This window comes from Actinomadura rugatobispora (genome assembly GCF_055379765.1).
The window spans coordinates 8284382-8298456 of sequence record NZ_AP029191.1; the positions used below are offsets into that span (position 1 = coordinate 8284382).

General features: G+C 74.0%; 15 protein-coding genes. 10 read left to right on the plus strand and 5 right to left on the minus strand.

Annotated elements, in window-relative coordinates:
• Positions 1–41: 41 nt before the first annotated feature.
• From ACZ466_RS37240 to ACZ466_RS37260, 5 genes are all read right to left on the minus strand, one after another.
• A complete protein-coding gene (locus ACZ466_RS37240) occupies positions 42–380 on the minus strand; it encodes a hypothetical protein (RefSeq protein ID WP_378287007.1) in 339 nt (112 codons plus the stop codon).
• 100 nt (positions 381–480) lie between these two features.
• Positions 481–909: a hypothetical protein gene (locus ACZ466_RS37245; protein WP_378287006.1), complete on the minus strand. Its 429-nt coding sequence runs from the start codon at positions 907–909 to the stop codon at positions 481–483.
• A 115-nt stretch (positions 910–1024) separates the two neighbouring features.
• Entirely contained in the window at positions 1025–2293 is a 1269-nt protein-coding gene (locus ACZ466_RS37250; protein ID WP_378287004.1) for a hypothetical protein, read from the minus strand.
• A 143-nt stretch (positions 2294–2436) separates the two neighbouring features.
• Positions 2437–4218 carry an ABC transporter ATP-binding protein gene (locus ACZ466_RS37255; protein WP_378287003.1) on the minus strand — a complete coding sequence of 594 codons (1782 nt, stop codon included), beginning with the start codon at positions 4216–4218 and terminating at the stop codon, positions 2437–2439.
• Complete coding sequence (locus tag ACZ466_RS37260; protein ID WP_378287002.1) at positions 4215–6164, minus strand: ABC transporter ATP-binding protein; 1950 nt, start codon at positions 6162–6164, stop codon at positions 4215–4217. The genes ACZ466_RS37255 and ACZ466_RS37260 overlap by 4 nt, the downstream gene beginning before the upstream one ends.
• Before the next feature lie 185 nt (positions 6165–6349).
• Between ACZ466_RS37260 and ACZ466_RS37265 the strand changes: the two genes are divergently transcribed.
• The 10 genes from ACZ466_RS37265 (at position 6350) to ACZ466_RS37310 (ending at position 14018) form a co-directional block, all read left to right on the plus strand.
• Positions 6350–7099 carry a TIGR03085 family metal-binding protein gene (locus ACZ466_RS37265; RefSeq protein WP_378287001.1) on the plus strand — a complete coding sequence of 250 codons (750 nt, stop codon included), beginning with the start codon at positions 6350–6352 and terminating at the stop codon, positions 7097–7099.
• 252 nt (positions 7100–7351) lie between these two features.
• Positions 7352–7558: a cold-shock protein gene (locus ACZ466_RS37270; protein WP_018657218.1), complete on the plus strand. Its 207-nt coding sequence runs from the start codon at positions 7352–7354 to the stop codon at positions 7556–7558.
• A 144-nt stretch (positions 7559–7702) separates the two neighbouring features.
• Complete coding sequence (gene hisI / locus ACZ466_RS37275; protein ID WP_378287000.1) at positions 7703–8101, plus strand: phosphoribosyl-AMP cyclohydrolase; 399 nt, start codon at positions 7703–7705, stop codon at positions 8099–8101.
• Positions 8098–8808 carry a Trp biosynthesis-associated membrane protein gene (locus ACZ466_RS37280; RefSeq protein WP_378286999.1) on the plus strand — a complete coding sequence of 237 codons (711 nt, stop codon included), beginning with the start codon at positions 8098–8100 and terminating at the stop codon, positions 8806–8808. The genes hisI and ACZ466_RS37280 overlap by 4 nt, the downstream gene beginning before the upstream one ends.
• On the plus strand, positions 8805–9476 hold the full coding sequence (locus ACZ466_RS37285; RefSeq protein ID WP_378286998.1) for a response regulator transcription factor: 672 nt from the start codon (positions 8805–8807) through the stop codon (positions 9474–9476). The genes ACZ466_RS37280 and ACZ466_RS37285 overlap by 4 nt, the downstream gene beginning before the upstream one ends.
• A 10-nt stretch (positions 9477–9486) precedes the next feature.
• Entirely contained in the window at positions 9487–9933 is a 447-nt protein-coding gene (locus tag ACZ466_RS37290; RefSeq protein WP_378286997.1) for a DUF2752 domain-containing protein, read from the plus strand.
• 207 nt (positions 9934–10140) lie between these two features.
• Entirely contained in the window at positions 10141–10962 is an 822-nt protein-coding gene (trpC, locus tag ACZ466_RS37295) for an indole-3-glycerol phosphate synthase TrpC (protein ID WP_378286996.1), read from the plus strand.
• A 152-nt stretch (positions 10963–11114) separates the two neighbouring features.
• Complete coding sequence (gene trpB / locus ACZ466_RS37300; protein ID WP_378286995.1) at positions 11115–12350, plus strand: tryptophan synthase subunit beta; 1236 nt, start codon at positions 11115–11117, stop codon at positions 12348–12350.
• A gap of 5 nt (positions 12351–12355) precedes the next feature.
• The gene (gene trpA / locus ACZ466_RS37305) at positions 12356–13186 is read left to right on the plus strand and encodes a tryptophan synthase subunit alpha (RefSeq protein WP_378287047.1); all 831 of its coding nucleotides are present in this window, start codon (positions 12356–12358) and stop codon (positions 13184–13186) included.
• 340 nt (positions 13187–13526) lie between these two features.
• On the plus strand, positions 13527–14018 hold the full coding sequence (locus ACZ466_RS37310) for a vitamin K epoxide reductase family protein (protein WP_378286994.1): 492 nt from the start codon (positions 13527–13529) through the stop codon (positions 14016–14018).
• Positions 14019–14075 lie beyond the last annotated feature (57 nt).

Below are 14075 nucleotides of genomic sequence, written 5' to 3' on the forward strand. Positions count from 1 at the left end.
AATACTACGCGTCCGGGCCCGCCGCGCGGGCCCGGACGGGATCAGCCGCCGCCGCCGTTGGAGATCTTGACGACCACGTTGTCCTGGGTGACCGACTGGACCGACACGTCGAACCCGTCGGCCTGCTCGCCCTCGCCCACCGGAACGGTGATCTGCTGTCCGGCGACCTTCATCGTCACGTTCTGGCCCTGCACGCTGACCAGCTCGGCCTTCACCCCGAGGATGGACGCGCTCGCGTCGACGCCGCGGTTGAAAGTCACGGTGCACGCGTTGACCGTGCAGTCCGTCGTCGCGTTCTCGCTGCTGCACGCCGCGGCCGCGCCCAGGGGCAGCAGCACCAGGGGGAGCACGGCCAGTTTCCGTCGAACAGGGGAGATCATGGCAGCGAGTCTAGAGGGCGCCGCCCCCGCCGCTCGCCCTCCCGGAGGCGGAACCGCGCGTGACGAAAGTAGTACCCGGCGGTGACGGCACGGGCCCGGGTCAGCCGCCGGAGTGGTGCTGGTCGCCATTGATGATCTTGCCGCCCACCTCCTTGCGCAGCGACTCCAGGATCGGCGGCGTGGCGACGGCCACCCACCGCGGCCCCACCAGGTACGAGCCGCCCCACGGCTTGGCCTCGGTGAGCCAGGAGTCGCGCCCCTTGTCGTCGGTGAAGCTCACCAGCGTGTAGCGGCCCCGCGAGGTCTGGCAGGCGCCCTGCCGGAGCTCGGCGGAGTTGCGCTTGCCGGCCAGCGTGCAGCCGGTCTTCTGGGCCAGCTGCTCGATGGTGGCCGGCTTGGCGGCCGGCCCCTCGTGGCCCGAGTGCGACGCCGAGCCGGACGAGCCGGAGCAGCCGGCGGCCAGCGGCACGATGACGGCGCCGCACAGCAGCGCGGCCTTGACCGGGGTCATCTGGTACAGGGAGCCCATGGGCCCGTCCTCCCGCGATGTTTGCGTGATCGACGGGAGGTACGCACCCGGGGGACCGGCGGTTCAGCGCCCGGCGGGAATCGTTCGGGGCCCCGCTCCATGAGGCCGGGTCCCGCTACATCAGGCGGCCCGCGGCGGTGGCGCGCACGCCGGGCTCCTCGGCGTCGTCGTGGTGCAGGCGCTGCAGCCGGATGCGGGTCTCGGGGGTGAGGGGGGCGGTCTGGGAGGCGACCTGCCGGACGCCTTCCTCGCAGTCCCACAGGCCCTCGATGGTGTAGGACTCGGCGGTGTGGGGGGCGGTGCGGGTCAAAGCGGTGAGCACACGCGGTCGTAGATACGAGTAGGTCGACTCGGTCCAAGCGGTCTTCAGCAGCGGGACGGCCTCGCCGGCGCGCAGCCTGCCCAGCCCCTCGATGGGCCCGGCGGCGCCGCCCCAGTCCCGGCGTTCCAAAGCGACATGCAGTTCGGTCATCAACAGGGGGATGTCCTGGTGGGTGCCGTAGCGGGCCAGGATGCTCAAGCCCATGTCCGCGCACCCGCCCCGCGTGGTGGCCCAGGACCGCGCCCGCGGCAGCGCCTCGGGCCCGTACTGCCGCAATGCCCGGCACACCGCGCCGCCCCATCTGTTGGGACGCTGCGGCAGGATCTCCTCCGCCAGGTCGAGCAACCCGGGGGCGCGCCTGCGGCCCAGTTCGAAAATGGCCGCGACGGCGCCGTCGTCGCGCCGCCGGGCCATGTCGAGCAGCTCGGCCTCGGTCCGCTCGGACCGGTCGCCGCGCTCACCCGTGCCCACCCCGGCGAGACGCCGCGCCCGCCCGTTCTCCCGCACCCGGGTCAGCGCCGCCGCGATCCGCGGCTGCCGGGACGCCCAGCTCTCGATCACCGGATTGCCCGGATCGGAGATCAGGCAGTCCAAAGCGGCCTCGTCGCATCTGGCCGCGACCAGCGCGTCCATGCCCGCCGCCAGCGCCGGATCGCCCAGCCCGGTCAGGGCGTCCAGCGCGTCGAACCAGTGGTCGCCCTCCTCGGCGTACTGGCGGAGCGGGCCGGCGGCCTCCCGGCGGCTCAGCCGCACCAGTTCGGTCAGCACGTCCAGCGCGAGCTGGACCCGCCACTCGTCGCCCTCGGCGTGCCAGGCGTCGGCCGGGTCGAAGAGGTGCTCGGCCACCGGGCCCGTCGGCAGCTCCAGATCGACCATGAGCCGGGCGTAATACAGGCCGCGCGTCTCGCACTGGGGGTCATAGCGCGGATCGCGGCGTATGCAGTCGTACACGTACTCGCCCGCGCCCGGCTTGTCGGCCGCGCGCCGCGCCGCCCTGCCCAGACCCCGCTGCAGCTGACCGTGCAACGTGCCCGCTGATTGCATCACGACCTCGTTCTTCACCACGCCAGAATGCGCACCCGACCAGATATCGGGCAAGTGCTTTACCCCTGATCGGCCGGTCTCCTTCCCCGGTCAGGGCCACCCCAAGCCTCCCCCCGGGAAGTACCAATGGGTATGTCCCCGCCGGCGGCACCGGCCGGACATCACAGCGCCCGCTGGGCGATCCACGACGCGTGCAGGTCCGCGTAGACCCCGGGCCGGGCGACCAGCTCGGCGTGCGGGCCGCGCTGGACGATCCGCCCCGCGTCGAACACGATCACCTCGTCGGCCGACTCCGCCGTCGACAGCCGGTGCGCGATCGAGATCGCCGTCCGGCCCCGCGTCACCCCGTCCAGCGCCCGCTGGATCCGGACCTCGGTGGCCGGGTCGACGGCCGAGGTGGCCTCGTCCAGCACCAGCAGGTCCGGGTCGGCGATGTAGGCGCGGGCCAGCGCGACCAGCTGCCGCTCGCCGGCCGACAGCGACTCGCCGCGCTGCCCCACCGGCGTCTCCAGCCCCCGCGGCAGGCCCTCCAGCCAGTCGGCCAGGCCCAGCTCGGTCATCGCCAGCAGCAGGTCCTCGTCGGTGGCGTCCGGCCTGCCGTAGCGGACGTTGTCGGCCAGCGACGCGTCGAACAGGAACCCGTCCTGCGGCACCATCACGATCCGCTCCCGCAGCGAGGAGAAGCGGACCCGGTCCAGCTCCACCCCGTCCACCAGGACGCGTCCCGACGCGGGGTCCATGAGCCGCGTGAGCAGCTTCGCGAACGTGGTCTTGCCCGAGCCCGTCTCGCCCACCACGGCCACCCGGGAGCGCGGCGCGATGGCCGCGTTCACCTCGTGCAGCACGGGCGGCCCGCCGGGGTAGGCGAACCCCACGTCCTCGAAACGGATCTCGATCGGGCCGCGCGGCAGCACCTCCCCGTCCTCGCCCGGGTCGGCCACGTCGGGCTCGGTGTCGAGGACGCCCAGCACCCGCCGCCACCCGGCGATGGCGTTCTGCGCCTCGTTCAGGACCTCGGTGGCCGTCTGCATCGGGCTGACGAACAGGGTCACCAGGAACAGGAACGCCACCAGCTTCCCGGCCGACAGGTGCCCGCCCACGCCCAGCAGCGTCCCGGCCACCACGACCCCGGCCGTGGCCGTCGCCGCGACCAGCTCGCTGGTGGGGAAGGTGAGCGCCACGAGTCCCTGCGCCTTCGTCTGCGCCCGCCGGGTCGCGTCCACGCTCTCGTCCACGCGCTGCGCGGTGCGCTCCTCCGCCCCGTAGGCGCGGATGACCGGAGCCCCCACGACCGACTCGCTGACCGCTGCCAGCAGGTCGCCCATGCGCTCGCGCACCCGCGTGTAGGCGCCCGACACCAGCCGCTGGATCCAGCGCAGCGCGAACGCCAGCGGCAGGAACGTCACCCACACCAGCAGCGTCAGCTGCCAGGAGTAGACCGCCATCAGCACGCTGGCCACCACCAGCTGCCCCAGCGACACGATGATCATCAGCCCGCCCCACTGCATGAACTGGCTGATCTGGTCCACGTCGCCGGTGACCCGCGAGACCAGCGCGCCGCGCCGCTCGCCGCTCTGGGTCAGCATCGACAGGTCGTGCACGTGCCGGAACGCCTTCACCCGCAGCGTGGCCAGCCCCGTCTCGGAGGACCGGTAGAGGCGGACGTTCATCGCGTACGCGCTCAGCGCGGTCGCCAGCACCGCCACCGCGCACAGCAGCACCGCGTTCCGGATGAACGCGACGTCGGGCCCGCCCGCCGCGCCCAGGCCCCGGTCGATCGTCTGCTGGACCGCGACGGGCACCACCACGCGGCCCGCCGTCGCCACCAGCGCCAGCAGCAGCGTCCCGGCCAGCCCGGCCCCGAACTCGGGGCTCAGCCGGATGCCGCGCCGCAGCGTGGCCAGGGCGCCCTCGCCCGCGGCCACTTCGTTGAGAGTGGTCATTGTGCGAGCGCCCCCTGCTCCTCGTCCTCGCCGGTCACTGTCCGGGCCTTCTCCGTGGCGGGCTCCTCGTCGCCTTCCAGCGCCTCCTGCTCCGCCTCGGCGCGCTCGTAGGCGTTGACGAGGTTGCGGTAGCCCTCGGAGCGCTCCAGCAGCTCGGTGTGCGCGCCGCGGTCCAGGACGCGGCCGCGCTCCATGTAGACGACCTCGTCCGCCAGTGAGATCGTCGCCTTCCGGTAGGCGACCACCACGACGGTGGCCCCGTTCTCCCCGCTCTCCTGGGTGTCCCGGATGCCCTCCAGGATCCGGGCCTCCACCTGGGGGTCGACACTGGACGTGGCGTCGTCCAGGACCAGCAGGCGGGGGCGTCGCACGAGGGCGCGCGCCAGGGCCAAGCGCTGGCGCTGGCCGCCCGACAGCGTCGCGCCGCGCTCGCCGACCTCGGTGTGCAGGCCATCGGGGAGCGCGGCCACGAAACCGTCCGCCTGGGCCAGGCGCAGGGCCTCCCACACGCGCTCGTCCGGCACGTCCAGGCCGAGGGTCACGTTGCCGCGCACGTCGTCGTCGAACAGGAACGTCTGCTGGGGGACCAGCGCGGCGGTCTCCGCCACCCCTCCTTGCCTGACGTCGCGCACGTCTACCCCGTCCAGCAGCACCGAGCCGTCGGCGGGGTCGACCAGCCGCACCAGGAGCGAGGTCAGCGTGGACTTCCCGGAGCCGGTGGGGCCGACGATCGCGATCGTGCGGCCGGGCGCCGCGGCGAAGCTCACGTCGTGGAGCACCCTGACCTGTTCGGTCGCGGCCGCCCTCTCGGGCGCCCCGAGGTCGTCGCCGCGCTCGGCGGGAGCGCCGCCGGCATCGCCGGCGGAGTCGCCGGTGGAGTCGTTCGCGTCGGCCGGTGCGACGGGCGCCTCGTAGGCGAAGCGGACCTCGCGCACCTCCAGTTCCGCGGCCTTGTCCCCGTCCAGGGCACCGTCCCCGTACGGCAGGGAGCCCCCGGCGTCCAGGACGCCCCGTACCCGCCGCCATCCGACGACACTGCGGGGCACCTCCGCCAGCACCCACCCCAGGGCGCGGATGGGGAAGGCCAGCAGAGTGAAGAGGTAGGCCACGTTGACGAGGTCGCCGGCCGTCATGGCGCCGCCCTGCAACCGGACGGACCCGACCCACAGCACGGCCAGGACGCCCAGGTTGGGCAGCGCCTCCAGCACGGGGTCGAACAGCCCGCGGACCCGCCCGACCGCGATGTTGGCGTCCCGCAGCGCGTCCGCCGCCCCGGCGAACCGCTCGGTCTCCGACCGCTCCCGGCCGAGGGTCTTGACCACCAGGCCGCCCTCGAAGCTCTCGTGCGCCACCTCGCTGACCTCGGCGCGCAGCTGCTGCGCGCGGGTCGCGACGGGCGCCAGCCGGCGCTGGTAGAGGACGTTGAGCAGCGCGATGGCGGGGAACACCAGGAAGCCGACGACCGCCACCGTCACGTCGGTGAGCACGATCGAGACCGCGGCGATCAGCAGCATGAACACCACGCCCACCGCCATCGGCAGCGGCGCGATCGGCGCCCACGACGCCTCCACGTCGGCGTTGGCGTTGGACAGCAGCTGCCCGGTGGGGTGCCGGTGGTGCCAGGCCAGGGGGAGCCGCAGGTACTGGCGGGTCACCGCGCGCCGGTACCTGGCCTGCATCCGGTACTGCATCAGCCCCGCGAAGAAGCGGCGGCCCGCCACCCCCAGCGCCTTGAACAGCGCGACCGCCAGGATCGCGGTCGCGGCGGAGGCCAGGGCCCCCGCCGTCGTGTCACCCGACTCGAAGGCCGGGAGGATCACCTCCTCGGTGGCCCACCCGAGGACCCGGGCGGTGCCCACGGTCATCGCGGCGTACAGGCCGCTGGCGATGACCGAGAGCGCGAAGACCCTGGGCTCGGCGCGCACCGCCACCCACAGGACCCGCATCCCCTCTCGGAGGATGCGTGACTTGACACGCGTCGACCCACTTGGCACGGACACTCCTCCACACAGACGCCGACGCCCTGGCGCGACCCCCTCCGGGCGCTGGACGGGGTTGCGGGCGTGCACATGCCTACCATCCGCAGAGACCCCTTATTCCCCATGAAGGGGGCAGGGCCTACCATCGCCGGATGAATCGGCATTTCGGGCGGGATGCTGCGCCGTCGCGCGCGCCCGTGCGGCCCGTCCGGGACGAGCGGTCGGCGCTGTGCGACGCGCTGGCCGAGGCCGGCCCCGCCGCGCCCACCGGATGCGCCGGCTGGACGGCCGCCGATCTCGCCGCGCACCTGGTCGTGCGGGAGGGCCGCCCGGACGCCGGGCCGGGAATTCTGCTGCCCCTCCTGGCCTTCCACACGGAGCGGGTACGGCGCCGGGCGGTACGGACGAGCGCCTTCGAGGAGCTGGTGGACCGGATTCGGCGCGGACCTCCGAAGTGGTCGCCGTACGCGGTTCCGGTCATGGACAAAAACGCGAACGCGGTCGAGTTCTTTGTCCATCATGAGGACGTCCGCAGGGCTCGTCCCGACTGGGAGCCCCGGACGCTGAGCCCGGCCCTGGAGGACCTTCTGTGGCGGCGGATAAAAATTGCCCGCTTTGCGCTAAGAAAAGTGCCGGTTGAGGTCACCTTGATCCGCCCCGACGGCCGGACCGCCCGGGCCTCCTCCGGGCGGGGCCGCCGAACCCCCGGCGGCGCCGCCGGTCGCGCCTCCGGGCCCGGCCGCACGGGCCCGCCGTCCCGCTCCGGAGGGGGCGTCCGCGTCCACGGACCGGTGGGGGAATTGGTGCTGTGGGCCCTCGGGCGCGCCGATGTCGCGCGTGTACGCCTCACCGGGTCGCCGCAGGCCCTCGACATCCTCCATGAGACGGGTTGGCGCCTTTAACGGGGCGGTAACGGGAAGGTTCGCCGACAGGTGAATCGGGGGGGTTGTAGCTCCTCCGCTTTACGGGGAACCGGTGATACGGTGGGGCCGTCGGTTGCAGTCGTGGTTCTCGATCGTTTGTCAGACGCCCGCGGACTGATGGCAGCGGGCGTTTTGGCTTTTCCGGGACCGTACCGGGAGGCGAGAGCGTTCCGCAGTGACCGCGCTGGGCCCGCGAGGTGTGGGCCCACGTTTTGCCGCAAGGAGAAAGACATGCCCCAGCAGGGCACCGTGAAGTGGTTCAACGCCGAGAAGGGCTTCGGTTTCATCGCCGTCGACGGCGGTGGGCCGGACGTGTTCGTGCACTACTCGGCGATCCAGTCCTCCGGGTACCGCACGCTGGACGAGAACCAGCGCGTCCAGTTCGAAGTGACGCAGGGTAACCGGGGTCCGCAGGCCGACCAGGTCGTCCCCCTGTAACACGCGTTACACCCTAGTCCTACAGCATGGCCCGCATCCCGAGCCGGGGGTGCGGGCTTTGCCGTATGCGCGGGCGGGCGGACGGCGCGCGGGCGCGGGCGGGGTTGTGCCGGGTCGCGCGGGGGAGCAGGCACAATGGATCGCATGTCCGCTAGCGCGTCCAACCTGGACCCCAAGATCGCTGACCGTCTCAAGCGCACCAAGGACGGCCTCGTCCCGGCCATCGCCCAGCAGCATGACACCGGCGAGGTGCTCATGCTGGGCTGGATGGACGACGAGGCCCTGCACCGCACCCTGACCACCGGCCGCTGCACCTACTGGTCGCGCAGCCGCCAGGAGTACTGGGTGAAGGGCGAGAGCTCCGGGCACCAGCAGTGGGTCAAGTCGGTCGCGCTCGACTGCGACGGCGACGCGATCCTGGTGAAGGTCGACCAGGTCGGCGCCGCCTGCCACACCGGCGACCGCACCTGCTGGGACGCCGACGTGCTCGAGCCGGTCGTCGGGGAGAGGCCCGCCGCCCCGGGAGGTTCCGAGAGCCCGTGAGCCCCAGCCGTGAGCGCGGCCTGGCCGCGCTGCTGTGCGCAGGCGGCGCCGGGCTCGCGCTGCTGGCCGCCGGGCGCCCCTGGGCGACCGTGCGGGCCCAGGACGCCATCACGCCCTTCGCCCAGGACCTCACCGGCCGTGACCTGGGCGGCGCCGCGGGCGCCCTGGGCTGGGCCGCCCTGGCCGGGCTCGCCGCGCTGTTCGCCACCCAGGGCCGTGTGCGCGCGGGCGTGGGCGTGCTGCTGGCCCTGTTCGGGGCGGGCATCGGGTACGGCTCGGTGACGGTCGTCCAGCGGTCCGACGTGCTGGCCGCCGCGGGCGAGAAGAGCGCCCTGCTGCGGCTGGGCGGGAACCTGTCCGTCGAGGTCGGGCCCTGGTGGGCGGTGTCGCTGGCCGGGGGGCTGCTCCTGGTGGCCGCGGGCGCGGTCACCGTGCTGCGCGGCGCCCGCTGGCCGGGCATGTCGGCGCGGTACGAGCGCGCGCCGGCCTCCGCCTCCCCGCGTCCCGCCGGCGAGGGCCCTGGCAGCGGCCCCGGCGACGGCTCCGACGACGGCCCTGTCGGCTCCGGCGGCGCCGAGCGCCCGGCCGAAGACCGCACCGGAGCGGCCGACGACCCCGCGAGCCTGTGGAAGTCGCTCGACCGCGGCGAAGACCCGACCGCCTCTTCCGCGGCGGCCCGCCCCGCGTCCGGCGACCGCCGCCCATGAACCTCGAGGGAGGGGGCGGCGGCCTGGTCCTGCTGGTCGAGCACGACGAGGGCGTCGCCGAGCTGGAGCGCCGCTATCTCGCCCGCGAGGGCTACGAGATCGAGCTGGAGACCGACCCGGCGCGTGCGGCGTCGGCCGCCGGGCGGCTGCGGCCGGATGTGGTCGTCCTGGACCTGTCCACCGCCGCGCTGCCCACCGACCTCTACCGGCGCGTGGCCGAGGCGGCGGGGAGCGCCCCCGTCGTGGCCGTGACCGGCCCGCTGGAGCCCGCGGCCGCCCGCGGCCTGGGCGAGCACAGGGTGACCAGGCCGTTCAGCCCCAGAGTGCTGGTGAGCGCCGTGGGGGACGCCCTGCGCGGTGATGGGCCCGGCCCGCCCCCGGGAACGCTCCGGGCGGGGACGGTGGCCATGGACCCGCGCGCCCGCACGGTCGCCGTCGGGGAGCGTTCCGTCGCCCTCACCGTCACCGAGTTCGACCTTCTGGAGTTCCTCATGGGGAACGCCGGGCGGGTCTTCACCCGCGAGCAGCTCCTCGACGCGGCCTGGGGGCCGGGCGCGGGCGCCGGGAGCCGCACCGTGGACGTCCACATCGCCCAGCTGCGCTCCAAGCTGGGCGAGGGAAGCCCCATCCGGACCGTGCGCGGCGTGGGGTACGTCCTGGACGCCTAGGCTGGGCGGCGTGACAGGCAGCACTCCCGTACAAGGACCGCCCGCCGGACGCACGCAGAGGCGCGGAGGCGCGCTGCTGCGACCGCTGGGCGTGGGGGCCGCGGCGGCCGTCGGGGCGGTCCTGGTGGCGTTCGTGGACCCGCACGAGCCCGGCCACTACCCCACGTGCCCGTCCCTGGGGCTGACCGGGTGGTACTGCCCCGGGTGCGGGGGCCTGCGCATGACCCACTCCCTGATGCACGGCGACGTGGGCCAGGCGTTCGGGATGAACCCCCTCGTCATGCTGCTGCTGCCGGTCTTCGCCTACCTGTGGATCCGCTGGACGGTCAGCGCGGCCCGGGGCGTCCCGATGCGTTCCGTGCTGCTGCGCCCCCGGGTGCTCTACGCCTTCCTGGGCGTTCTCGGGCTCTACTGGATCCTGCGGAACCTGCCGTTCGCGCAGGTTCTGGCGCCGTAGCCCCGCGCCGGCCCCCGTGCGCGGACCGCCCCGTCCGGCCCGAGGCTCAGGGCGGGTGCGTGGACCGTCGGAGGGGGCGGCTACGATCGGTGCACGGAACGACCTGACCATATGGGGGCCCCGCGTGTGTGAGCCGGAGGTGCGCGGCAACGGCCGGATCGGCCGGAGCCGTCCGGCGCGTCGGAGGCGAGCGGCGGGAGGTGCAGCGTGAGCGGGCAGACCGGCAGCGTGCTCGACGAGATCATCGAAGGCGTCCGGGCCGATCTCGCCGAACGGCAGCGGGAGGTTCCGCTCGCCGCCCTCAAGGAGAAGGCCGCCGCGGCCCCGCCCCCGCGCGACGCGCTGGGCGCCCTGCGCGGCCCCGGCGTCGGGGTGATCGCCGAGGTGAAGCGCAGCAGCCCGTCCAAGGGCGCGCTGGCCGCCATCGCCGACCCGGCCGCGCTCGCCCGCGACTACGAGTCCGGCGGCGCCAAGGTGATCAGCGTGCTGACCGAGCGCCGCCGCTTCGGCGGCAGCCTGGACGACCTGGCCGCGGTGCGCGCCAACGTCGACATCGCGGTGCTGCGCAAGGACTTCATCGTCACCGCCTACCAGCTGTGGGAGGCGCGCGCCCACGGCGCCGACGTGGCGCTGCTGATCGTCGCCGCGCTGGAGCAGGACGCGCTGGTCTCGCTGGTCGAGCGGGCCCAGTCGATCGGGCTGCTGCCGCTGGTGGAGGCGCACACCGAGGAGGAGGTGCGGCGCGCGCTGGACGCGGGCGCCAAGGTCATCGGGATCAACGCCCGCGACCTGAAGACCCTCCAGGTCGACCGGGGCGTGTTCGCCCGGCTGGCGCCGCTGATCCCCAAGGACGTGGTCAAGATCGCCGAGTCCGGGGTGCGCGGCCCGCACGACCTGCTGGCCTACGCCTCCTCCGGCGCCGACGCCGTGCTGGTGGGGGAGAGCCTGGTCATCGGCAGGGACCCGCGCACCGCCGTCGCCGACCTGGTGGCGGCCGGCGCCCACCCGGCGCTGCGCCAGAGCGGCTGAGCACCGGTAAAGTACGGGCATGAACACCGAGTCATCCGAGCGAACGGGCCCCGGGCGGGGTCCGGCCCTGTCCCTGCGCGAACGATGGCGGGCCGATCAGACGTCTCCGTGACCCGATCGACCCACCACACCTGCGACAGGACCGCACTCTGATGACCACCGACACCGCGGGCGGACCCGCGGCCGCCGTCCCGGACGCGTCCGGCCACTTCGGCCTCTACGGCGGGCGGTTCGCCCCCGAGGCCCTGATGGCCGCGCTCGACGAGCTGACCCGCGAGTTCGAGACCGCCCGCAACGACCCGGCCTTCACCGCCGAACTCGACGACCTGCTCAGGAACTACGCCGGCCGCCCCAGCCTGCTGACCGAGGCCGAGCGCTTCGGCGAGCGGGCCGGCGGCGCCCGGATCCTGCTCAAGCGCGAGGACCTCAACCACACCGGCTCGCACAAGATCAACAACGTGCTGGGCCAGGCGCTGCTCGCCCGCCGGATGGGCAAGACCCGGGTGATCGCCGAGACCGGGGCCGGCCAGCACGGCGTCGCCACCGCCACCGCCGCCGCCCTGCTCGGCCTCGACTGCACGGTCTTCATGGGCGAGGTCGACACCGAGCGGCAGGCCCTCAACGTCGCCCGGATGCGGATGCTGGGCGCCGAGGTCGTCCCGGTCCGCACCGGCAGCCGCACCCTCAAGGACGCCTGCAACGAGGCGTTCCGCGACTGGGTCGCCACCGTCGACCGCACCCACTACTGCGTCGGCTCCACCATGGGCCCGCACCCGTTCCCGATGATGGTGCGCGAGCTGCAGCGCGTCATCGGCGTCGAGGCGCGGGCGCAGGTGCTGGAGCTCGCCGGCCGGCTGCCCGACGCGGTGGTCGCCTGCGTGGGCGGCGGCTCCAACTCCATCGGCGCCTTCCACGCCTTCGTCGGCGACGAGTCCGTCCGGCTGTGCGGCTTCGAGGCCGCCGGCGACGGCGTCGAGACCGGCCGGCACGCCGCGACGATCTCCGCCGGCCGGGCCGGCGTGATCCACGGCATGCGCACCTACCTGCTGCAGGACGAGGACGGCCAGACCGTCGAGTCGCACTCGATCTCCGCCGGGCTCGACTACCCCGGTGTCGGCCCCGAGCACTCGTGGCTGCACGACACCGGCCGCGCCGAGTACCGGCCGATCACCGACGCCGAGGCGATGGAGGCCTTCGCGCTGCTGTGCCGCACCGAGGGCATCATCCCGGCCATCGAGTCCGCGCACGCCCTGGCCGGCGCCCTCAAGGTCGGGCGCGAGCTGGGGCCGGACGGCCTCGTGGTGGTCTGCCTGTCCGGCCGCGGCGACAAGGACATGCACACCGCCGCCGAGTACTTCGGCCTCATGCCGGAAGGAGCGGCCCAGTGAGCGCGATCGAGGCGCCCGGCGCGGTGCGGGCCGCCTTCGACAAGGCCCGGGGCGAGGGGCGCGCCGCGCTGGTCGGCTACCTCCCCGCGGGATTCCCCAGCTACGAGGGGGCCGTCGAGGCGATCAAGGTCATGGTCGACGCGGGCTGCGACGTCATCGAGATCGGCCTGCCCTACTCCGATCCGATGGTGGACGGCCCCACCATCCAGGACGCCGTCCACCAGGCGCTGCTCGGCGGCGTCCGGGTCGCCGACGTGTTCCGCACGGTCGAGGCGGTGGCCGCCACCGGCGTGGCCACCCTCGTCATGACGTACTGGAACCCGGTCGACCGGTACGGCGTCGACGCCTTCGCCCGCGACCTGAAGTCGGCCGGCGGGTCGGGCCTGATCACCCCCGACCTCACGCCGGAGGAGGCCGGGCCCTGGCTGGAGGCCTCCGACGAGCACGGCCTCGACCGGGTGTTCCTGGTCGCGCTGAGCTCCACCGACGAGCGCATCGCCAAGATCACCCAAGTGTCCCGGGGGTTCGTCTACGCCGCGTCGCTGATGGGCGTCACCGGCGCCCGCAGCGCGGTCGACACCGGGGCGCCGCGGCTGGTCGAGCGCACCCGCGCCGCCCTCGCCGGCGCCGGGTCCGCGCTGCCGGTCGGGCTGGGGCTGGGCGTCGGCAACGGCGCCCAGGCCGCCGAGGTCGCCGGGTTCGCCGACGGCGTCATCGTCGGGTCGGCGTTCGTCCGCCGCATCCTGGACGCGCCCGACCTGCCCACCGGGCTGAAGGAGCTGCGCGTCCTGACGACGGAGCTGGCCGAGGGCGTCCGCAACCCGGCACCTCGCTGACCCGGGCGCCGCCTTCTCCGGAGCGTTTCCACGTCGGCCCGGTCCCTCGCCGAGGGGCCGGGCCGTTCCGTTCCCGGGTGCGTTCCGGGCGAGGCCGTTTCGGTGCGTTCCGGTCCGTTCGCGCCCGGCGGGGGGTCGGCAGGAGTCCGGTCGGGTCGTATGCTCGGCCCCGGGACCGGCGACCGGCCGAGGGCCGGGACCGGCCGGGCGCGCCGTGTTCGAACGCGGATTTTATGCGGCGTCCCCTAAGGTTGAGTCCCGCCGGAGGCGGGCGCCCTGCCCGCACCGGCGCTCCCGGACGGCTTTTGGTGATGTGCGCTCGCTCGCGGAAGGATCAGTGATGGTGCAGCACGCCGAGGTGCGGGACGGCGAGGAGCCGTCCGCGCCGCCCGCGCGCCCGCGGTGGTTCCCGGTCGCGGCGTGGGTGCTCACGCTCGCCGGCCTGGCGGTCTCCGCCTACCTGACGGTGGCCCACTACCAGAAGGAGGCGCTGGTCTGCACCACCACCTCCACCGTGGACTGCCACTCGGTCACCACGAGCAAGTACAGCGAGCTGCTGGGGATCCCGCTGCCACTGCTGGGCCTGGCCTTCTTCGTCGGCTTCGCCGTGCTGATCACCCCGGCCGCGCTGCGGTCGGACGCCCCGGCGTTCCGCTGGGGCCGGCTCGGCAGCGTCTGCGTGGGGCTGCTGTTCGTGGTGTACCTGGTGACGGCCGAACTGGCCATCCTGCACAAGATCTGCCTCTGGTGCACCGCCGTGCACATCGTCACTATCCTGCTGTTCGTCCTTGTCCTGTTCGATGAGTTCCGGCGGATCGGCCATGTCGACTAGCCCGCGAGCCGGCTAGCGAGATCGCCCGGCGCCGGCCGGCCGGAGGGCCGCCGGGCC